The sequence below is a fragment of the Nostoc sp. genome (assembly GCF_036917095.1).
Classification (GTDB): domain Bacteria; phylum Cyanobacteriota; class Cyanobacteriia; order Cyanobacteriales; family Nostocaceae; genus Nostoc.
The window spans coordinates 15,034-35,919 of sequence record NZ_JBALFH010000031.1; the positions used below are offsets into that span (position 1 = coordinate 15,034).

14 protein-coding genes and 2 pseudogenes are annotated in these 20,886 nt (G+C 43.1%); 8 read left to right on the plus strand and 8 right to left on the minus strand.

Annotated elements, in window-relative coordinates:
• Nucleotides 1-5: 5 nt before the first annotated feature.
• A pseudogene (locus V7L01_RS35465) lies at nt 6-191 on the minus strand (ATP-binding protein); the annotation flags it as partial.
• 198 nt (nt 192-389) lie between these two features.
• On the opposite strand from V7L01_RS35465, the gene V7L01_RS14865 reads away from it, so the two are divergent.
• Entirely contained in the window at nt 390-968 is a 579-nt protein-coding gene (locus V7L01_RS14865) for a hypothetical protein (protein ID WP_335035943.1), read from the plus strand.
• A 189-nt stretch (nt 969-1,157) separates the two neighbouring features.
• On the opposite strand, the gene V7L01_RS14870 is transcribed toward V7L01_RS14865, so the two are convergent.
• From V7L01_RS14870 to V7L01_RS14890, 5 genes are all read right to left on the minus strand, one after another.
• The gene (locus V7L01_RS14870; RefSeq protein WP_335035944.1) at nt 1,158-1,832 is read right to left on the minus strand and encodes a DUF305 domain-containing protein; all 675 of its coding nucleotides are present in this window, start codon (nt 1,830-1,832) and stop codon (nt 1,158-1,160) included.
• Between the two features lie 118 nt (nt 1,833-1,950).
• Nucleotides 1,951-4,194 carry a dynamin family protein gene (locus V7L01_RS14875; RefSeq protein WP_335036270.1) on the minus strand — a complete coding sequence of 748 codons (2,244 nt, stop codon included), beginning with the start codon at nt 4,192-4,194 and terminating at the stop codon, nt 1,951-1,953.
• A 146-nt stretch (nt 4,195-4,340) separates the two neighbouring features.
• Complete coding sequence (locus V7L01_RS14880) at nt 4,341-6,422, minus strand: dynamin family protein (protein WP_335036272.1); 2,082 nt, start codon at nt 6,420-6,422, stop codon at nt 4,341-4,343.
• Nucleotides 6,423-6,438: 16 nt separating this feature from the next.
• Complete coding sequence (locus V7L01_RS14885) at nt 6,439-6,765, minus strand: DUF3040 domain-containing protein (RefSeq protein WP_335036274.1); 327 nt, start codon at nt 6,763-6,765, stop codon at nt 6,439-6,441.
• A 281-nt stretch (nt 6,766-7,046) separates the two neighbouring features.
• Nucleotides 7,047-10,280: a TIGR03032 family protein gene (locus tag V7L01_RS14890; protein ID WP_335035946.1), complete on the minus strand. Its 3,234-nt coding sequence runs from the start codon at nt 10,278-10,280 to the stop codon at nt 7,047-7,049.
• Nucleotides 10,281-10,547: 267 nt separating this feature from the next.
• Here V7L01_RS14890 and V7L01_RS14895 point away from each other — a divergent pair, with 267 nt between their 5' ends.
• The 5 genes and pseudogenes from V7L01_RS14895 (at nt 10,548) to V7L01_RS14915 (ending at nt 18,136) form a co-directional block, all read left to right on the plus strand.
• The gene (locus V7L01_RS14895; RefSeq protein WP_335035948.1) at nt 10,548-15,203 is read left to right on the plus strand and encodes an FG-GAP-like repeat-containing protein; all 4,656 of its coding nucleotides are present in this window, start codon (nt 10,548-10,550) and stop codon (nt 15,201-15,203) included.
• 254 nt (nt 15,204-15,457) lie between these two features.
• Nucleotides 15,458-15,677 (plus strand): annotated as a pseudogene (locus tag V7L01_RS14900) (Uma2 family endonuclease); the annotation flags it as partial.
• 94 nt (nt 15,678-15,771) lie between these two features.
• The gene (locus V7L01_RS14905) at nt 15,772-16,746 is read left to right on the plus strand and encodes a cysteine synthase A (RefSeq protein ID WP_335035950.1); all 975 of its coding nucleotides are present in this window, start codon (nt 15,772-15,774) and stop codon (nt 16,744-16,746) included.
• Nucleotides 16,747-16,812: 66 nt separating this feature from the next.
• Nucleotides 16,813-17,145, plus strand: a complete 333-nt coding sequence (locus tag V7L01_RS14910; RefSeq protein ID WP_335035952.1) for a (2Fe-2S) ferredoxin domain-containing protein — start codon at nt 16,813-16,815, stop codon at nt 17,143-17,145.
• A gap of 55 nt (nt 17,146-17,200) precedes the next feature.
• Nucleotides 17,201-18,136, plus strand: a complete 936-nt coding sequence (locus V7L01_RS14915; protein WP_335035954.1) for a DUF5331 domain-containing protein — start codon at nt 17,201-17,203, stop codon at nt 18,134-18,136.
• A gap of 5 nt (nt 18,137-18,141) precedes the next feature.
• Here V7L01_RS14915 and ygfZ read toward each other — a convergent pair whose 3' ends face one another.
• Nucleotides 18,142-19,137: a CAF17-like 4Fe-4S cluster assembly/insertion protein YgfZ gene (gene ygfZ, locus V7L01_RS14920; RefSeq protein ID WP_335035956.1), complete on the minus strand. Its 996-nt coding sequence runs from the start codon at nt 19,135-19,137 to the stop codon at nt 18,142-18,144.
• Nucleotides 19,138-19,591: 454 nt separating this feature from the next.
• Here ygfZ and V7L01_RS14925 point away from each other — a divergent pair, with 454 nt between their 5' ends.
• Nucleotides 19,592-19,975 (plus strand): hypothetical protein, encoded by a 384-nt coding sequence (locus V7L01_RS14925; protein WP_335035958.1) that lies wholly within the window; start codon nt 19,592-19,594, stop codon nt 19,973-19,975.
• Between the two features lie 52 nt (nt 19,976-20,027).
• Nucleotides 20,028-20,267 carry a hypothetical protein gene (locus V7L01_RS14930; protein WP_335035959.1) on the plus strand — a complete coding sequence of 80 codons (240 nt, stop codon included), beginning with the start codon at nt 20,028-20,030 and terminating at the stop codon, nt 20,265-20,267.
• Between the two features lie 68 nt (nt 20,268-20,335).
• On the opposite strand, the gene V7L01_RS14935 is transcribed toward V7L01_RS14930, so the two are convergent.
• On the minus strand, nt 20,336-20,824 hold the full coding sequence (locus V7L01_RS14935) for a hypothetical protein (RefSeq protein WP_335035960.1): 489 nt from the start codon (nt 20,822-20,824) through the stop codon (nt 20,336-20,338).
• Nucleotides 20,825-20,886: the final 62 nt, after the last annotated feature.

The following is a 20,886-nucleotide window of genomic DNA, read 5'->3' on the forward strand; positions in this document are numbered from 1 at the left end:
AAGTTTTAGTTAAATTTAAACTTTGGGGTAACATCGAATGGTAATTGAATAGTAAAAGTACTACCTTTACTTAATTCAGTTTGCACGTTTAAACTACCTTGGTGTACTTAAATAATTGTTTCAACAATCGCTAATTCTAATGTATAACCGCCAGTTTTACGAGAGCGATCGCTATCAAATATCATTGGCAGCCATGCAGCTTTAATTTTTACAAAAAACCTGTTAAACAGGATTCTCTCAATATCCTAGTACCTTTGCAAAGTGCATACAGAAGCCGTTAGTAATGCACCACAGTACATACAAATTGCTCTATAATGACTATTTAGACATCAAATGGAAATTTTTAGCTAATCTTTAAAATTTATAATTATCACAGCCAAACTGCAAAAATGATTACTATTGCTAAAAGAGTAAAATCAGCTATCGACCATTGGGAAAAAGGTGAGATTGAGCTAGCTTTGACTGATGCTTGTATTGCTGTTGATGCAACTTCTATCAGGTACTATCAGCTTCCCAAATCTTCATGGAAGGAATATCAACGCTTTCTTAAGGAATTCATGTGGCTGATCACATATTCTGGTTTGCCTGGATTGATGAGCCAGAATGTAGAAATTCCCCGAGGTAAGTTATCTCTTCCAGGCGTTATAGGTGATACTGTTTCTGTAGAACAACTGATTTATTACGTTTTAAGGTGTGATTTAGTTCATGGCAACTCAATCGATTCAAATCTTGTTTTTAGTAATCATGTAACTTTGGGAAATGATGGCGATAAACTATTAATTTCCAGCAACATAGTTTGGGGAATTCTTCATTCTGTAATTTTCAATCCTGCTAATGCAAATGAAAAAATTGGTGAAGAATTTTATTGGACTTCAATAACAGACTTTAAAATGTTTATTGATGACTATTGGGGCAAAATACATATTCCCAAAAAAATAATTCAATTTTATACAGGTGTGGTTGTATAGCGCAAGTATATCCATATCTAAGCTAACAATTTGGTTGCATTCGATAAATGAGAATTGTAGCTATAACTTCCATACAATCGAATGAAGTTGACTTAGCTTCTCAAGGAATTAACGAAACGCAGGTTGAGATTTTGCAATGCCAAAACCCGACCTGCTCTGATTGTGCAAACTACAAATTACGAATTAGTATTATTGGTTATACCAGGTTTTTCGCCACTGCTGCATTTGCTTAATCTCTGTACTTTGTGCCTTGATGATTTCTTGGGCTAATTGCTTGATTTCAGGGCGCTTAGACTTACTCAAGACATCTTTTGCCATTGTTACAGCCCCTTCGTGGTGAGGAATCATCGCATTGATAAAGCGCAGATCGAACTCAGCATCAGCTGCACCTAAATCTTGACTCATCATCATGGCTTTCATTTGATCAGACGACATCTCCATCATGTGGCCCATTTGACTGTCATAAGCCATTGGTTTATCTCCCGCCTTGGGATACCAAGCTTGTCGCCACTGCTTCATCTGAGTGATTTCTTGGTTTTGCGATTTGATGATATTGTCTGCTAGCTTCTTGATTTCAGGACGTTTTGATTTCTGCTGTGCAACATTCGCCATTTCCACAGCCCCTTGATGGTGCGGTATCATCGCGTCGAGAAACCGTAAATCCAAATTAGCATCGGCTGGCCCTAAATCCATTCCCATGCTGTGATTCATCTGCTTGTCGCTAGTATTGGTAGCGGTTACCTTTGGCGCTTGGCTTTGGTTCTGAGAAGCAGTATTGGTACAGGCTGTGATTAACCCTCCTACTGAAGCGATCGCACTCAAGGTTAACGCCAAAAAGCCATTCCTCAAGGATAACAGTTGCATAAATCTCACCTAACAGTTTCCTAATTCTATATTTACTTCTTAGCTTTACAGCCAGAAATGAAATTAGGATGAAATCTAAAGATCCCTGGCTTTTTTGAGGAGTCAGGGATCTTGTTGTTCATTTGTCACTCAAAATTGTGTAAGCATCATTAACTAAGTGCATTTTCTCTTGTGCTTGTTTTAGCAGTTGTGGCTGATTTACAAACAAATCTGGATGCCATTTTTTTACTAAAGTTCGATAAGCCTGCTTTATCTCAGCCTGAGAAGCATTTGCTTGCAGTCCTAAAATGCTGTAGGCGCGGGTAATCTTATCTTTTTGCGTCTGGGTTTTGGGTTGGTTGGGTGCTTTATTGGTTTGAGTTGCATTTTGCTGTTTGCCAGATTGAGAACCAGGCGATGTTTGACGACAAGCATTAGGGCTACGCATCTCTGCTTTCATGCGCGCTATTTCCTCATTGAGTTCCCAATCACGAAATTTCGCCTCCACTTCTTCTGGACGCGGAGACGGAGAAGCTTTTGGCGGTGGTGGAGAAACAGATTCTACCTTTGTCGCAGTATTCTTAGCAGTATTTTCCTGTTTTTGCTTAACACTAGTATCTTTTTTAGGGGAAGTTTGAACTCTCTCTGGCTGTGGCGAATATTTTCTATTGGTATTTGGGTATTTTGGTATTTCTTTATAAGGTTGATGATTTGAGAGGATTTTGACGTTTTCTAACTGTCGTAACAACTGATTAAAACCGTTTTGTAACCGTTGCAAACTTTCACGTTTATTAGTAATCTCTATTGGCTCTTGACTGAATTCAAAGCAAATTACTTTTTCAGCTTTCTGTTCATATTCAGCCAATATTGATAACCCTTGATTACTGAACAAAGATAAATAATCTTCAATTGCAGTTATACAAAGTTTAGCAACTTCCTGATGATAAGATTCCTTTGCTAATTGTTCGTCTTGTTTTTGGATATTCTTGTTTAACAGATAAGAAATACTTCCAACGACAGCAGCACCCACCGGCCCGCCTAACAACCAACCAATACCACCACCAACAGCAATAGAACCAGGTTCGCTCAAATCATCAGTATTGTTTGGCTTTGAAGGTAGTATTACTTGTGGTTCGCTAGGAAAGGGAATCAATAAATCTTGCGGTCGTTCTTCTTGGAAAAATTCATAAGCTTGATAAAGCCATTTTACCGCAGCTAATTGTACTTGAGTAAGGTCTTTTTTTAGAGTATTTGTTTGCCAAGCTTTAAAGTTATTTTCTGCCAATGCAACTGCCGCATCAGCTTGATATTTTGTAAGTAGATTGGGTAATGCTAGCCAATCGCGTAACTCTCCTACGCTAGTTGCAAAACCTTTATAAATTAAGTTGGCTGCTTTTCGTTTAATTTCAATTTTACTATTTTCTTTATCATCAAAGGATTTTATTTCAATAGCACTCTGGTCAATTTTAGCTTTTAATGAGAGTTGAATTTGAGAAGCGATCGCTTCCACTCTTGGCAAACGCACACTACCACGATTTGGTTGCAAAATCCCCACAATATTTTGCAAAGCTGTTTCAAAAGCCGCTAACCCGCTACTATTGGCAGCCGCAACATCGCCTTTTAACCTGGCTCTTAAGGCAGGTAAAGCATCAACACGATATAAATTACTAAAACCTGGAGGTAATTCGGCTCGAAAGCTTTCTGCAACAAACAGCAGGCGATTTTGGACTTGTTTTTGCTCGTCGGGTTCGAGTAAGTTAATAAAATTGGCAACAAATATAACTGTTTTAATACCGCGATCTAATAGCCAATCTCGTAAGTTTTCCCGCTCACCTAAAGTCATTAACTTACGTGCATCTAATAATTGGATGACTAAATCTGCACTTAAAAGTTGTTCTCGGATTAAATTATCTTGTTCATCTCTATCATTTGTGCCCGGTAAATCGAGCAATTCTACACCTGTTTCCAAAAAGGGATGCGGGCAAAAAACTTCTACAGATGCTACATCTTTTCGCATCTGCCTATTGCCATCAAGAATTGCAAATTGCTGTAAAACTTCTGTGCCGCTGCGATAGATTTCTGTACCATCTATCAACATGATGCGAGTTCGCACATCAGAGCCATACTTGACAGTAATTGCCGCGCCTGTGGTAGGAATTAAATCGATTGGTAAAGTCCGATTCCCCAGCATGGCATTCAGTAAAGTAGACTTGCCATGATTAAAGGGGCCAAATACCGCAATCCGAAAGCTAGGATTAACTAGATGATTGCAAATGGTAATTATATCTTGATGTAATTGCGATTTGCGTTCTAAATTCAGTAATGCAGATGCAAATTTGAGAGAATCCGCTAAATCCTTATAACCTTCATACTGTTGTTGCATAGTTCCCCTATCTTCCTCGTTCCCAGGCTCCATCTGGGAATGCAATTCATTGAGGCTCCGCCTCATATTTTTATGGTTATGGGAGGCGGCAGCCCTCCAAGTGGGCATTCCCAGCTAGAAGCTGGGAACGAGAGTAATGAGATTTATTAGCTATAGTAAGCTAATAAATTGCTGTATGCCGCCTCAATTTTTTGCAATTGAGCTATTACATCTTCTTGTAAATCTTTTAAACGTCTTAACTCACTCTCACGATTTATTTCGCGGGTTTGTTTCTGCTGGACTAGATTATCTAATTCAGATTTACGAGATACAATATCATCGTTAATCCGCTTACTAACTTCTCTTTCATAAGAGTCAAAACACTCTTTCACGGCATTGTATACAACCTGAGATTGCTCATGTGCGACTTGGGGTAGGTGTTTAACTAACTCTTTTTTAGCTGTTTTAACTAACTCTTTACGCGCTTGATCTGCTTGCAAAAATCCTACTCCCAAACCTAGCAGTGCAAACCCGATGGGGCCAAGAAAAACACCTGTCACTGCTGTAATTATCCCACCAACGCCAATTACAGTGAAGTAGTTTAACAAGATATTTTTCCAATCAAATCCAGCACCGGCTAGCGCAACACCAGCAAGATTTCCCTTAGATAGGGATAACAATCCCATTGCCCATTTTGCCCAGCCGGGAGAGTTATCTTCTTCAGCAGTAGTAGCGGTATGTATCTTTACGTCTTGTCCAGTGAGCTTTTCTGTAATTTGGTCTGTGACTTGACTGTAAGACGCGCCATATTGTGCAGCACTGCGAGAAAGTTGTTTAAAAGCTGCATTGATATCTTTTTCAGCAGTTAATGTCCAAGCAGCAGATTTATCAGTAATATATTGCTCAAAGGCTTTTTGCAGTGCGATGTTAAATGCTTCTCGTTTACCACTACTGAGAAAATCAAACAGATTTAATTCTGGCTGATAGCGTAAGAAATCGGTTTCAAAGGTATTACCTAAATTTAAAACGTAGCTGCGAAAAGATTCGGAAATCGTTCTTGCTTGAGTATCTCTGGTATTGATAATTTCTTTTTGGAATTCATCCCGAATACCTGTAAGTTTGTTAAACTCTGGTTCTACTGAATCAATCCGTTTTTTTAATTCATTTACATCTTGGTCAAGTAATGGTATGCGTCTTGCAACTGCTTCGCGGGTATGATTGCAGGCTTGTCTTGCTAAGGTTCTGACTTGACGGAGTTCTGCGATCGCACGTTCTCTGGTAAGAAAAGTATTAAGCGAATCCATAAACTTGGGAAAGCCAGTCCCCTCTAAATCAGCTTGGGGATTTTTTAACCGTCGTCTGAGTGCTTGAATTGACGAAAGCTCAAACACGCGTTCGTCATAAATATTCTGACCTTCTACAGAACAATATTCTGCTAAATTCGCGTTAAATACTTGCCGCAATCTATCCTCAGATGCTTGTAATTCTTCAACATCATCAGGATCTATTAATGATTCCCGCACTTGATCCCAAGCATTAATTAAGAAGAAAACTGTCAATCCTCGACCTTTAATGTAATTTTCTAGGTAGCGACGCTCGCCCAAAGTACAAGGTTGAGAAGCTCTCATCACAAACAGAATTGCATGGCAGTTATTTACATAACCCAAAGATAACTCGTTTCGCGCTTCTGTATCATTCAATCCTGGACTATCGACAATTTCAATTCCCTTTTCTAATAACGTTAAAGGATACTCAACTACTGCATAATCAACATCTGGAAAGGCTTGTTTTTGCTCTTGCTCTAATTTTTTGGCTTCAGCCGGATCGATGGTATATTTATATTTAAAGTTTTGAAAGTCTAGCTGTTGCGGGCTTTTCCCATCATTAAAATGAATGGTAACTTTTTTCTCTGGGCCATAGCGTAAAACTGTTAATACTGCGGTACAAGGGTTAACGTCACTTGGCAATAAATTTTCACCAATTAAGGCATTGAGAAACGTGCTTTTTCCCCGTTTCATATCGCCTAATACCAAAAGGCGAAATACACCTTGGCGGAGGTTTTTACTAGCTACTGTAATATCTTCAATATCTCGCTCTAAACTGAGTTTTCCTGATGATGAATCTCCAGCTAACTCAGCTTTATTAATTGTTTCAGCAATATTGCTCAAACATACAGAAATCTCTGATCGCACTTGAGCAACACGCTCTAAATCTTGGATAAATCTGTCAGTTGCTACCTGTTCGCTCACAATAGTTACACCTTTATTAAACATTGGTTTTTTGGGATTCAAAAAATAATTTGTAAGACATCCACCCTAGCGCAGCAACAATAATAAACCCAGCCAGCACTGAGGCTATCTTCACTGCAACCAGCGCTACCACACCAAGGGCAAACAGCTTTCCACCTAGAATCACTTTTTTCATCCAGGGCTTCTGGGAATTTTCCGGCTGATGCTTCACAGTTTGATGAAAAGCCGCATCGGTAGCATGGATGTTTGTTTCCATTTCCCGGAGTCGCAATTCAACTTCTCGTTCTCGTAATATACGTTCCCGTTGTTCAAGTTCCTTTTGGCGATCGCTTTCAGATGTCATCGGTGTCCATCTCGTGTAAGACAATGAAAAGATGTCAGCATTGATTCGTGAATTCTGATGTATCTTAACTTACATAAATATTGGCTAACCCCAGTAATATTACCTTTTTAATTTTCATTGCCTACTAAACTTATAGAGTTAGCCACCACAAAATGCACCTGCTTTCCAAAATCAAAGCGAAGTGCCTAACTACTAAGGTGCGATCGTGCGATGCCTGCGGCGGGTTACGCCTACGCAATGGGCATCATTCACTCTAAATGATGCAGAATTTTGAAATATATCTAGCTCACCTCTATTGTTTTTGGCGGGTTCCCAGCAGCATAAATCTCCCACATAGCAAAGTAGGCAAGTTCAAGATTGCGGGTAAAGCGTGGTGTATCAAACAGAGGATAAGTGGTACGATTTTGTGCTAATCTCTGTTTGAGTTCCTGCAATGCTGTAGGGAAACGGCCTAAATGTATTGCCAATTGTTCATATTGTTCTAAGTTATTAGCGATTAAGTCTGGTAAACCAACTGCCCTTAGCAAACTAGCCCCAACACGAGAAGCAAAGGTTTTTCCTATACAAGTGACGACTGGTAAACCTGCCCATAAAGCATCACTAGCAGTAGTGTGAGCATTACAATAAAGGGTATCTACAAATAAGTCTGCTAATTGATGTCTTGCTAAATGTTCTGCTTTGGTGTGAGAATATTGGGCAAAAATTAAGCGATCGCTATTAATTCCTCGCGCTTGGGCTTCTCTTCTAAGATTATCCTCAGCAGTAGGGAATTTGACAGTTAACCACAACACACTACCCGGAACTGCGGCGAGAATTCTCATCCAAACATCGAAAATCTGCGGTTCAATTTTATAGTTATTATTGAAGCAGCAAAAGACAAAACCCGACTCTGGTAAACCATACTGAGAACGAGTCACAGGGGTGGAAGCGATCGCTTGTTGATAATCGTTGACTTGATAACTGTGGGGTAAGGTGACTAACTTCTCGCTGAAACCATCAGCAAATTCTGGCGGTGTGACTACTGGATCGCTAATAATATAATCGATAAATTCAGCACCCATTGTTCCAGAATAGCCCAAATAACTAACCTGAATGGGAGCAGGTCGCAAAGCCAGAATAGCACTGCGAGAATCAGTAGTATAACCTTTGAGATCGATTAAGATATGAATGCCATCATCAAAAATCTGGCGGGCGCTTTCTTCTATAGATAAAGTAGTAATATCTTGGAAATGTTCGCAGTTAACAGGGATGGGTTGGCGGTATTCGCTGTTATCGTCTGCGCCGAAAGAGTAAGCAAATATCTCAAAATTAGCTCGATCGTGCAGGTTAAATAAGCTTTTCATTAAATGACTAACAGCATGGTTGCGGAAATCATTGGATAAATAGCCAATGCGTAGCCGCCCATTCAAGGAACGGGAATGAGTAAAATTGAGAGATTGCTTTTGACTTGCCCATTGTGCTTTAATATTTTCTCCATAAGTCCGAGCTATTTTTAGCAAAAAAGTCTTGTCCCAAGGCTTGTATAAGCTATCAAAGGGGGAGATTGTTGTGCGTTTTTCTTTCTCAACCTCAGAGAGAGTTTGTTCCCAGATGCGGGTTAAATCAGACTGACGACTACGCCAATCGCAAGTCATTTCTTTGAGGTAAAACAAGTAATTGAATGCTTCAGCCGAGTCTGGTTGCAGTTGTAAAACCTTTTCAAATACTACCCTGGCTTCATCTACTTGACCTTGAGTCGCGATCGCCAAAGATAACAGTGCTGACCCTAAACGGTTATATGCTTTGATATAGTCTGGGTTGTGGCGAATAGCAGAACGATAACAAGCGATCGCACCTTCTAAATTCCCTTGTGCCTCTAAGACAATGCCCAAATTCAGATAAGCTTCTGGATAATTGGGATTTTTCTGTAAAGTCTCTTGAAACTTAGCTGCTGCTGCTGATAGCTTACCTTGCATTTGCCAAACTAGACCAAGATTGTTGTGAGCAAAAGCATAGTTCGGGTTGCTAAGAATTGCAGACTCAAAACAAGCGATCGCTTTTTCTAAATTTTTCTGGGCTACTTCCACGATACCCAAATTATTGTATGCTTCTGCATATTTCGGGTTGATTGTCAATGCCTGTTGGTAAGCCAGAACAGCTTGGTTAGTTTGTCCTTGATTGTCCATAATTACCCCCAACTGATACCAAGCGGGAGCATATTGAGGATATTGGCTAATTATTTGTTCGTATAAAGCGATCGCTTCTGTAAATCGTAGTTGTGTTTGTAAAGCTAATGCTTGTTCATAAATCGGTTCTATGGCCGATAATTCCTGCGCTGGGGTTGGCCATAACCAATCAGAATTAGGCCAGTCTTGATTCTGAGGTGCGATCGCAGAGATTATGTTATCCCGATTTGCGTTGTCAGTAAATTCTTGTGTAGGCGCTGACTTGTCAGTTTGCAAATTTCCCTCTATGAGAGGAGAACGTGGATCGAGGGTAATCAACTGCTGAATCTCCTTAGTCTGGAATCCTAACGCTTGTGGGCGACGGACTCCTGGTAAAACCTGCACATCATAAAGTTCTGTCACTTCTCCTTCTAGACGTAGCCAGTGGACAACTTGACCCGTTTTCAAGTCAATCACCATCAATCCACATCGGGGTTCAGTATTTTTATTGACTAAATTCTCATCCAGTTTTAAACCAGAAAAAGTTTTGTCGCGGGGCTTAGATAAGCCGACAATGGCATAATCGCCAGTAAAAGCCAAACCACGCAAAAAACCCGGACAAAAAGCAACAGCCTGAAATACTCCATCGGAATCGATATAGCCAAATTCCCCCGTGCCAGCATTCAGCAACCACAATTTACCCTGATAAAATCGTGGGGCGTGGGGCATAGATAAACCCCTAGCAATCACCCGATCGGATTGAATATCAATAATACAACCGCCGCTTTGTCGCTTGTCGCGCCAACCATCCACCACATCAGATTCACCACAGAGGGTAACATAGCGGGGTTTACCGTCCACCATCGCCAAACCATTGAGGTGACAGCGATCCTCATTTACCAAACTAGAAATAAATTTAGGTTTCCATAAAGGAATGCAACTATGGCGATCGCTCACCGTCGCCAAACAATTTAATATAGTACTGATAAAAATAATCCGTCCGTTATCAGCTTCCACCGCCAAATCATGAATATCTAAATCTCCCGTAGTATAAGCAATCCGGGGAATATACAGCTTGTCATAACCATCATGAAGTTGTCCTGGAGTCAGCACATTATCTAACTGCCAAAGTTGGGATCTAGAACTGAGATAAATTCGTTCTGGGGTAGCGTATAACCCCATTGCGCGGTCAAAAACACGCTCAAATCCCAACAATTGCCCGTGGGCGTTCACCCCTAACAGCATCAGACGCGAACTTTGATAGGTAGAGAAAGCCAGACTAATTTGCTGGGATTGCAGCCAGTCGATGAAATGACGCGAGGCAAGTATTTCTACAGGGAGAGCAGCTTTAGCAGTGGATTGTACGCTCATTGGCAATATAACTTTTGACACTAGCGATAAACATTGCTAGAGTGTTTGACGTTTAGTTATTAACTATACATACATAAAAAATCAAGTCAATAGCTACATAATATTCATTAGAACATTTCTCTCCCCGCTCTTCGCCGCAATTCTACTGAGGAGCTAGCTGCAAAATCCCTGACTTCTTTGAGTTTTGAGAAGTCGGGGTTCTGACCGCAAAATGATTTTACTTAAGGTCAAATTATTAATATTAAAACAGGGAAATAGTTAAATATAATGACAACTGCAAGTACCACAAAGCACACCCTAGTTATCATCGACTCAGCAATTGGCGATCGTCAAATACTTGCCCAAGGCATCATACCCACAGCCAAAGTAATTACCCTCAACAAACACCAAGACGGCATTGCCCAAATCAGCGCCCTCTCAAAAAACCATCCCGCAGCCAGTATCCAGATAATTGCTCACGGTAGCCCCGGCAATTTGCAACTAGGTAATAGCCAACTAAGTTTAGACAACCTCCACACCTATCGCCAGCAACTACAACAGTGGCTTGCCGCAGAAATCCTCATCTATGGCTGTGAAGTCGCCAGAGGAGAAATCGGAAAAACCTTTATAGAAAAGCTACATCAACTCACCGGGGCAAATATTGCCGCCTCAGCCCAGAAAATCGGCAACGCCCAACATGGTGGAACCTGGGAGCTAGAGGTGAAGATCGGGCAAATCGCCTCCACACTAGCTTTGCAACCAGAAATTAGGGAAGCCTACCCTGGAGTATTTGCCACCTTTGGCACCGTCACCAACTTCACCGTCGGCAGTGGTCTCTATTCAGTAACAGTTGGAGACTTCAACGGCGACGGCTTGCTCGACTTGGCTACCGCTAACAGAAACATCAACAACGTCTCAGTGCTGCTAGGTAACGGCGCAGGGGGCTTTGGCACCCCCAGCAACATCTCCGCCGACAGTAGTCCCAACTCAGTAACAGTTGGAGACTTCAACGGCGACGGCTTGCTCGACTTGGCTGCTACTAACTTCAACAGCAACAACGTCTCAGTGCTGCTAGGAGACGGCACAGGGGGCTTTGGCACCGCCAGCAACTTCACCGTCGGCAGTTTTCCCGTTTCAGTAACAGTTGAAGACTTCAACGGCGACGGTAAGCTCGACTTGGCTGCCGCTAACAGAGACAGCAACAACGTCTCAGTGCTGCTAGGAAACGGCACAGGCGGCTTTGGCACCGCCACCAACTTCTCCGTCGGCAGTTTTCCCGTTTCAGTAACAGTTGAAGACTTCAACGGCGACGGTAAGCTCGACTTGGCTACCGCTAACAGAGACAGCAATAACGTCTCAGTGCTGCTAGGAAACGGCACAGGCGGCTTTGGCACCGCCACCAACTTCTCCGTCGGCAATAGTCCCCTTTCAGTCACAGTTGGAGACTTCAACGGCGACGGCTTGCTCGACTTGGCTGCCGCTAACTACAACAGCAACAACGTCTCAGTGCTGCTAGGAAACGGCACAGGGGGCTTTGGTACTGCCACCAACTTCACCGTCGGCAGTCGTCCCCGAACAGTCACAGTTGGAGACTTCAACGGCGACGGCAAACTCGACTTGGCTACCGCTAACAGAGACAGCAACAACGTCTCAGTGCTGCTAGGAAACGGCACAGGGGGCTTTGGCACCGCCACCAACTTCACCGTCGGCACTACTCCCGTTTCAGTAACAGTTGGAGACTTCAACGGCGACGGCAAACTCGACTTGGCTGCCGCTAACTACAACAGCAACAACGTCTCCGTGCTGCTGAATACCACCCCTAAAATTACCATCGCCTCAGGCACTAGCCCCAAAGAAGGCGGTACAGTCGGCAGCTTTAACATCACCCTCGACACTCCTGCCCCAGTTGGCGGTTTAGTGGTTAACTTTAACACCACAGGTAGCACCGCCACCGCCACCACCGACTACACCTTGGCAGCAGGCACAAACATCACCTCTGTCACAGCCAACACCTTTGCGATCGCTGAAGGACAAACCACCGCTACCTTAACAGTCACAGCGATCGCTGATGGAGTCTCTGACCCCAACGAAACCGTCACTGTCAACTTACAATCCAGCCCAGACTACATCCTCGATGCCAACAGTACCGCGAATTTCCAACCAGCCACTAACTTCACCGTCGGCAGTCGTCCCCGAACAGTCACAGTTGGAGACTTCAACGGCGACGGTAAGCTCGACTTGGCTACCGCTAACATAGACAGCAACAACGTCTCAGTGCTGCTAAATAACGGCACAGGGGGCTTTGGCACCGCTACCAACTTCTCCGTCGGCAGTCGTCCCTTTTCAGTAACGGTTGGAGACTTCAATGCCGACGGCAAGCTCGACTTGGCTACCGCTAACAGTAGCAGCAACAACGTCTCAGTGCTGCTAGGAAACGGCACAGGGGGCTTTGACACCGCCACCAACTTCTCCGTTGACGCTAATCCCTATTCAGTCACAGTTGGAGACTTCAACGGCGATGGCTTGCTCGACTTGGCTACCGCTAACATAGACAGCAATAACGTCTCCGTGCTGCTAAATAACGGCACAGGAGGCTTTGGCACCGCCACCAACTTCACCGTCGGCAATAGTCCCCGCTCAGTCACAGTTGGAGACTTCAACGGCGACGGTAAGCTCGACTTGGCTGCCGCTAACATAGACAGCAACAACGTCTCCGTGCTGCTAAATAACGGTACAGGAGGCTTTGGCACCGCCACTAACTTCACTGTTGGCGCTAATCCCTTTTCAGTCACAGTTGGAGACTTCAACGGCGACGGCAAGCTCGATTTAGCTGCCGCTAACATCAGCAGCAACAACGTCTCCGTGCTTATAGGTAACGGCACAGGGGGCTTTGGTACCGCCACCAACTTCTCCGTCGGCACTACTCCCTTTTCAGTAACAGTTGGAGACTTCAACGACGACGGCAAGCTCGACTTGGCTGCCGCTAATGCCGACAGCAACAACGTCTCAGTGCTGCTAGGTAACGGCACAGGGAGCTTTGGCACCGCCACCAACTTCTTTGTTAGCACTACTCCCACTACTCCCACCTCAGTAACAGTAGGAGACTTCAACGGTGACGGCAAGCTCGACTTGGCTGCCGCTAACATAGACAGCAACAACGTCTCAGTGCTGCTGAATAACCATAGTGCCACTTTAACAATTGCCGAACCTGGTGCCCCAGTCATCACAGCCAGCACCACCGCCCTTGCCTACACCGAAAACGACCCCGCCACAGCCATCGACCCTGGCATCACCGTTACCGATGTAGACTCCACCAGCCTCAGCAGCGCCACCATCAGCATTACCAACGGTTTTGTCGCCACAGAAGACACCCTCGCTTTCACCAACCAAAATGGCATTACTGGCACTTATACTAACGGTGTCTTAACCTTAACTGGCACTGCCACCGTCGCCCAATATCAAACTGCAATACAATCTGTTACCTATCAAAACAGCAGCGAGAACCCCAGCACCACTCCCCGCACTATCAGCTTTATTGTCAATGATGACAACTTAAATAGTACTGTTGTAACCCGCGACATTAATCTCACTGCCGTTAATGATGCACCCACAAATTTGGCGTTGAGTCAGACAAATGTCGATGATAAAGCAGCAGCCAACTCCGTCATCGGCACATTCAGCAGCACCGACCCAGATCAAAACGATAATTTTGCATACAGCTTAGTTTCGGGAATTGACGATGTTGATAATAATGCTTTCATCATTGATGGCAATAGCCTCAAAATCAACAAATCTCCAGACTTTAAAACTAAATCTAGTTACAAAATCCGCGTCCGTACCACTGACGATGGTAATCTCACCTTTGAGAAAGGATTAACTATTAATGTTAATAATGGTATTGAAATACCCAGCCGTCTCACTAACCCGAATGATGATATCTTTAACATTACAAGTAAGGATATTAAAGCCAAACTGGAAATCAAACTCACTGGACACAGTTCTAAGCTGGTGAATGAACTGGGTTTATTTACTGTTGATGATGCTAAAGGTACGATTAACGGTATTGCCCCTGGCGCTGAAGGTTATGCCAAAGCAGCTTTAGAACGGTCAAAGGTAATTTTATCAGCGATCGCTAATACTCCTAATGGATTTGACACCAATAATTTCACCACTCTGCTGGAATTGAATTCTGGTCAGAGTTTTAGATTCTTATTAGTCCAAGATGGTACGCTTGATGCTGTACGCAATAATCCTAACTCCATCGGAAAATTACTGTTTTCTAGCGTTTCAACCCAAAAAATTACAAATTTGGGTGATGATGGTTTCTCTCTCGGTTGGAAGGATGCTTCTGGTAAGAGTGCCACAGATTTTAACGATCTAGTGGTGAAAATTAAGCAGACAGATCGAGCTTTACCTTTGGGTACAAATCTCCAAAATAAATTCCAGGGGGAAGTGATTGATTTGCGAGATGTCAAACAATCAGTCAACGCTGAATTTAACGTTTATAGAGAGGCGGCTTACAACAATTACGTCGGCTTCTATCAAGTGACTGATGAAAATGGTGGGATTGATACCAATGGCGACGGTAATGCTGATATTCTCACGGGACAGGCTGGTTATACTCAGGCTGCTGTGCGTAGTCGGGTTGCTGGTATTGATTTGACCGTGAGTAACCAAGGTAGTGCTACTTACAGTGGTACTTTGCAACCGGGTGGGATTTTTGTTCCCTTTATTATTGTTAACGATAGCCCTGATACGCTTTTAGATAACAATCCTAATAACGATCCAACGGTTTATTTTCCATTCTTGGGTGCTAATTCCGATCGGTCGGATCACATTTGCCTGTTAGCAAGTAACACCTTTGGCTTTGAGGATTTGCCTGCTGGTGGCGACAAGGATTTCAATGATATGATTATCAAAGTTAATTTTGCAACCACAATTTAGTCATCTTTAGGACTTACGCACTATACAAATGCATTGTGATGTGAAATAACTATACGGTTCGGATAAGGTTTTTTGATAACACGCCGCTAATCGCAAAGACGCGATAAATCGCCGTCTTTATAATAATCAGTTCTTTGTAGAGACGGCGATTTATCGCGTCTCCAATTATTTTATTTTCCCAGAGTGACAACAACCTCAGAGGAAAGCGATGCCTACGGCGGGCTACGCCTACGCATATTGGATTTGTAGTTTAACTGCGATCGCCTTCTAATAACCTCCAACCGTTGAAGGAGAAAATGGAGGAATACATGAGGAGGCGAGGAGTATAGCTAGGCTTGCTAATTGACCGTAAGCATCGCCGAGCCTATATTACATCATCCTGGTGTGCCAGAAGAATGTCTAGAAAATCCCGCGAATGTTAGCGGTGAATCGCTATTGCCTGGGTTTGTTTTGAATATGAGTAAAGTTTGGTAGTGTACGCATTATAGGATTTTAGGCAAATTAGTTGTAAATCATGCCACTGCTATAAGCCAAAATTTTTATAGATACTCACACAGGTACAGTCAAAATGGATATTAAAAATGGCTTCGTCGGCGCTGTTGGTAACACACCCCTGATTCGCTTGAACAGCTTCAGTGAAGAAACAGGGTGTGAAATCCTTGCTAAAGCAGAATTCCTCAATCCTGGCGGTTCCGTCAAAGACCGTGCAGCACTTTACATCATTGAAGATGCAGAAAAGAAAGGTTTACTCAAACCTGGCGGCACCGTTGTAGAAGGAACCGCTGGTAATACTGGCATTGGACTAGCGCATATTTGCAACGCTAAAGGCTACAAATGCCTAATTATTATTCCCGATACCCAGTCACAAGAAAAGATAGACGCACTAACAGCACTAGGCGCAGAAGTTCGTCCCGTCCCCGCCGTACCCTACAAAGACCCAAACAACTACGTCAAACTATCTGGCAGAGTCGCTGCTGAGTTGGAAAATGCCATTTGGGCAAATCAGTTTGATAACTTAGCCAACCGCCTTGCCCACTACGAAACCACAGGGCCAGAAATTTGGACTCAGACAGATGGTAAAATAGATGCATGGACAACTGCAACTGGTACTGGTGGTACTTATGCTGGTGTAGCAATGTACTTGAAAGAACAAAATCCGGCGATTAAATGCGTTGTTGCCGACCCATTGGGTAGTGGACTTTATAGCTATGTCAAAACCGGCGAAATCAATATAGAAGGAAGTTCTATCACTGAAGGCATTGGTAATGGTCGTGTCACAGCCAATATGGAAGGCGCACCTGCTGATGATGCCATCCAAATCGATGACCAAGAAGCTTTACGGGTAGTTTACCAACTGCTGAGGAAAGATGGGCTGTTAATGGGCGGTTCAACAGGTATTAATGTTGGCGCAGCTGTTGCCCTAGCGAAGCAGTTGGGCCCAGGACATACCATTGTCACCATCTTGTGTGATAGCGGTTCCCGGTATCAGTCGCGGATATTCAATCCTGAATGGCTAGCCTCAAAAGGACTTTCAATAGATTAGTCATTAGTCATTGGTCATTGGTCATTAGCAAAAGACAAAGAACAAATGACATCGGACAAAGGACAAATGTCAAACATAACTCAACCATCAAACTTGCCGATAATAGACCAACCCTCTCCTCCTAAATGTGTGCAGGTTTGTCAAAATCGTACTTGCAAAAAGCAAGGTGCCCTCAAGGTTTTAGCAGCTTTTGCAGCTTTGCCAATCTCTGGTGTAACGGTAACGGCTAGCAGCTGTTTGGGGCAATGTGGGAATGGGCCGATGGTGCTGGTATTACCCGATATGGTCTGGTATAGCGGCGTTCAACCCAATGAAGTACCTCTACTGGTAGAAGATCATTTGCTAGGTGGTCAAAGAGTCAAACAGATGCTCTATTATCGGTTTCATCCCCAGAAATAAAGCTAAATTTTCAATATCAAGGTCTGCAATCTTGTTGACTGAAGCGAGGCATCCTATGAATATCCAGCAGCTGCGTCAATCCTTAAAACAAAAGTGGCTGATTTACTACGAGCAAAATATTCCCTGGCTGGTCAAAATACGAATTTGGGGCACTTACGACGGTTTGCGGCGTCCTTTGTCCGGTTTTATTTTGGCAACACTGTCTGTTTTGGAACCGCAGTTTGATGAAATACTCTCTTTTATGCTGGATCTGAATAACGATCCAGATAAAATAGTCGCCGCTTTAGGTCTTAACTTCAATCCTGATGAAGAGTTACGTTTAATCAAATCAGAACCTTCTATCGCTACAACCCAAGTTGAAAGCGAGTCGCCAGATGAGAAGCATTTTGAGGATGAACATGTGTCATCGGTTGTAACTCCCAGCAAGATTGCGCCTCATTCTCTTGCCAATACTCTAGATTCCAACTTGCCACGTGCCGATCGAGTTGTGCCATCATTTACAGCTACTACTGAGGTAAGTCGCACACGCGAACCTGAGTTGGTAGTAGCAAATGCAACTAAAATTGCTCCAGATACTCCGGTAAAAACGCCATCCTCCGGTTTGCTAAGGGAATATCAACTAGTACGCTGGCACTCTGGTCAGTTACCTTCAGGAGCATCGGCGACAATGACCAGTGAGGTCAACAGTAAAGCCAAAACTATGCCATCTGTGGCATTAGCTACCGAGGTTAAGAGCAACGCGCCATCTGTCCAAATCCCTGTAGGCGCATCGTTGGCAATTACCACTGAGATTTCTAGTAACGGCAAACCAGTGCGATCGCTAGCAATTACTACCGAGGTTAAGAGCAACAGCAAACACCCGAATAACCAACCACAACACGTTAAGAGGAAAGTGCATTTAATACCAAGCACTAATGCCCGTAGTATAGCTTCTTGGGTAGATGAATTTTGTTATGGCGCTAGGGATAAAGAGAAAGATATTTTGATTTGAATTGCTTATGGGTACTCGTGAGAAACAAAGGGAATTTCTACGACTTCACCCTCGGTTTCTCCCACTTGGACTTTTAAGCCCACGCCACCAGCTTTGGTGCGAATGTAACCTAGTCCAAAGTAACCATCAGCCGTTTGGGTGCAACTGGTAAGTTTGCCAACCTTTTCATCTCCAACTGCGATCGCACTTCCAACTGACGCAGGGGCACTGAGGCGGATACCCAAAAGGTGTTGTTTTACACCTTTATATGTGTTTAACCGAGCGATAGTTTCTTGCCCAATATAGCAACCTTTAGTAAAAGAAATTGTTTGCCATAAACCAACTTCCAGAGGATTGTAATCATCTGTGAGTTCCGCATCTGGGGCGGGGCGACCTTGTAAGATTCGCAATGCATCCCAGGCGCGATCGCTCATCTCTACTGCCCCAGCTTCTAACAATTTATTCCACACCGTTTCTTTGTCAGTATAGGGGAAAGTGAAGGTGTATCCAGGAGCCGCTAACCCACTACCCACAGCAATCCGCACCCCCTCTGCGGCAGCAATGGTGTATACTTTGTGACTACCATAAGGTTGTCCGATGAGTTCGCCAATACCCAACTTTTCTAAAACAGCGTCGCTTCCTGGGCCAATCAGGCTGAAGGTGTTTGTGTATTGTGTAATATCAGATAATTCCACCTTATCAGCATAGAAAATATATTTATCCAGCCATTCCATGAGATATTCGCGGCGGTTGGGTGAAACCAGCAGGATTACCGCATCTTCTCTAACGTAGGCGGTTGCTAAATCGATTGTTCTGGCTGTGGAAGTGACGAAAACAGTATCACAACCTTGTCCTGGCTTGAGTATTTGGAAATTGTTAGTACTTTGGTTGTGTAAGAAATTGAGGCGATCGTCGCCAGCTACTTTGATCCGTCCCCAGGCGGTGCGATCGTATATCGCAACCCCAACTCTGGCGGCTTCGATAGCTGCTGCGTCTTTATCATCAAGTGTAGATGTTGGCATGGTGATGAGAAGTTGCCCTGTTTTAATGTTGTCGCACTGGAAATCTTAGCAAATAAGCGTTTGCGGCTTCAATGCATCTCCGATTTTCTTGTAGCGTATAATCAACATTGCAATTTTGTTAAGAACATTGAAGCTGTGGTTACGACATTAAGTTCTGTCGTTATGAGAGTGATAACGGCGATTCATGGCGATTGCTCTTTTTCAAAATTATTGCAAGCTTCGGTGTAGTTTATTTTATTAGACATTTTTTGTTCCTTAATTTATCTGTTACTCTTTACTGGTAGATTTTTGCACAGATGTGGAAAAAATGATTAATCAAGAGGACTTGATACAATTCTAATAAAATCTTAACTGCTCATTAATCTAAAAAAATATTTAAAGCAATATTTAATACTAGTATATTTGTTGTAACGTTGATGTTGGTATTCTGGTAAATCGAAAGGGGAAAAACAAAGTGTTGAAAAATACTGAACGTTATATTCCTTCAGAAGACAAATATCTGGAGGCGTTCCACTCAATTTATGACGGATTAACTCTAGGACATAAAGCCATTTTAGATAAGTTGTATCAACATTGTTATTTTATGAAAGATAATCGCAGATTACGTACTTGGGAGTTATCTGAAGCTGCGGGATATGATGGTGACTCTTCTGGACAAATTGGTCATTTAGGTACAAGGTTTTGCAAATTTTTTGGAGTAAAAGATGGTGAATTTGGGCAACCAGCACTTGCAATAGTTAATTGGTTTGCAGATGAAACGAATGGGTATTGGTACATTGAGCTAATTCCTGAAGCAGCTAGAGCATTTAAGCGTTTTCGCCTCGAAACTATCGAATAAAGGTAATTTAAATAGCACCAACTTAACAGTAAATCCAAATACTGAAGCACTCTTGCGAAAGCTACTTCTTCACAATTTCCATGACGTGACGATCGCAAACTCTCACCAAAAAACCCTTTTTAAACCCAATAAATGGTTACGCAAAATTATTTATGTCATTGCGAACGAAGAGAAGCAATCCCAAAATCTTGCGATTGCTTCGTTTCGCTTCTCTACGAGACGCTACCGCGAACGCTACACTCGCAATGACAATATATATTTAATTTTGCACTACGACTTATCTGCTCAGTAATCGCCACAACACCATCAACCTGTTGATTAGAAGGATCTGTTGGGATAATGAGAGAAGCGCTAGTTTTGTTACCCTTCTGGCAATTTAGCAAACGCCTGCTCAACCAACTCCTTTGACTTAGCATCCAAACGCAGCCAATCGACTTCACCGAGTTCATCGATTAAACTAGTATCAATATCAGCAACTTCCTTTTGTGGTGTGTATTCAAGAAAACACACTTCATAACACAGTTCCCACAAATCGATACTCGCTTCTTGCTGTTGACGCTGCAAACGTAGATGATATCCTGGATGGGGCATCGGCAGACGAGCCAGAGTTTCTCTGATTTCATCTGCTTCTTGGGGCGTTGCAGTTTCCATTGCTTGCAATAGCTCAGTCACCAATGCTTTGATTTCATCAGTGGTGCTAGGCGGCCAAATCAGGACATCGTGGTAAGTTCCCGTCCAGGAAGATTCATCAAGCGACTTGCGGATATTATCGATAACGCGAATGAAAGCAGGCTGCATGAGGATTTCAGCCTGCTGCCATGAAACTGAGTTTGTTATTTTAGGTGGCATTGGTAGTAAACAGGGGCACTAAAAGAAAAATAAACAGTCTGCGTTTATTAAAAAGCTGCGTT

Bases quoted from the DNA above. Each gene is read 5' to 3' on its own strand.
- V7L01_RS14865 (WP_335035943.1), top strand. From the start codon at position 390: ATGATTACTATTGCTAAAAGAGTAAAATCAGCTATCGACCATTGGGAA.
- V7L01_RS14870 (WP_335035944.1), bottom strand. From the start codon at position 1,832: ATGCAACTGTTATCCTTGAGGAATGGCTTTTTGGCGTTAACCTTGAGT.
- V7L01_RS14875 (WP_335036270.1), bottom strand. From the start codon at position 4,194: ATGCAACAACAGTATGAAGGTTATAAGGATTTAGCGGATTCTCTCAAA.
- V7L01_RS14885 (WP_335036274.1), bottom strand. From the start codon at position 6,765: ATGACATCTGAAAGCGATCGCCAAAAGGAACTTGAACAACGGGAACGT.
- V7L01_RS14890 (WP_335035946.1), bottom strand. From the start codon at position 10,280: ATGAGCGTACAATCCACTGCTAAAGCTGCTCTCCCTGTAGAAATACTT.
- V7L01_RS14895 (WP_335035948.1), top strand. From the start codon at position 10,548: ATGACAACTGCAAGTACCACAAAGCACACCCTAGTTATCATCGACTCA.
- V7L01_RS14905 (WP_335035950.1), top strand. From the start codon at position 15,772: ATGGATATTAAAAATGGCTTCGTCGGCGCTGTTGGTAACACACCCCTG.
- V7L01_RS14910 (WP_335035952.1), top strand. From the start codon at position 16,813: ATGTCAAACATAACTCAACCATCAAACTTGCCGATAATAGACCAACCC.
- V7L01_RS14915 (WP_335035954.1), top strand. From the start codon at position 17,201: ATGAATATCCAGCAGCTGCGTCAATCCTTAAAACAAAAGTGGCTGATT.
- ygfZ (WP_335035956.1), bottom strand. From the start codon at position 19,137: ATGCCAACATCTACACTTGATGATAAAGACGCAGCAGCTATCGAAGCC.
- V7L01_RS14935 (WP_335035960.1), bottom strand. From the start codon at position 20,824: ATGCCACCTAAAATAACAAACTCAGTTTCATGGCAGCAGGCTGAAATC.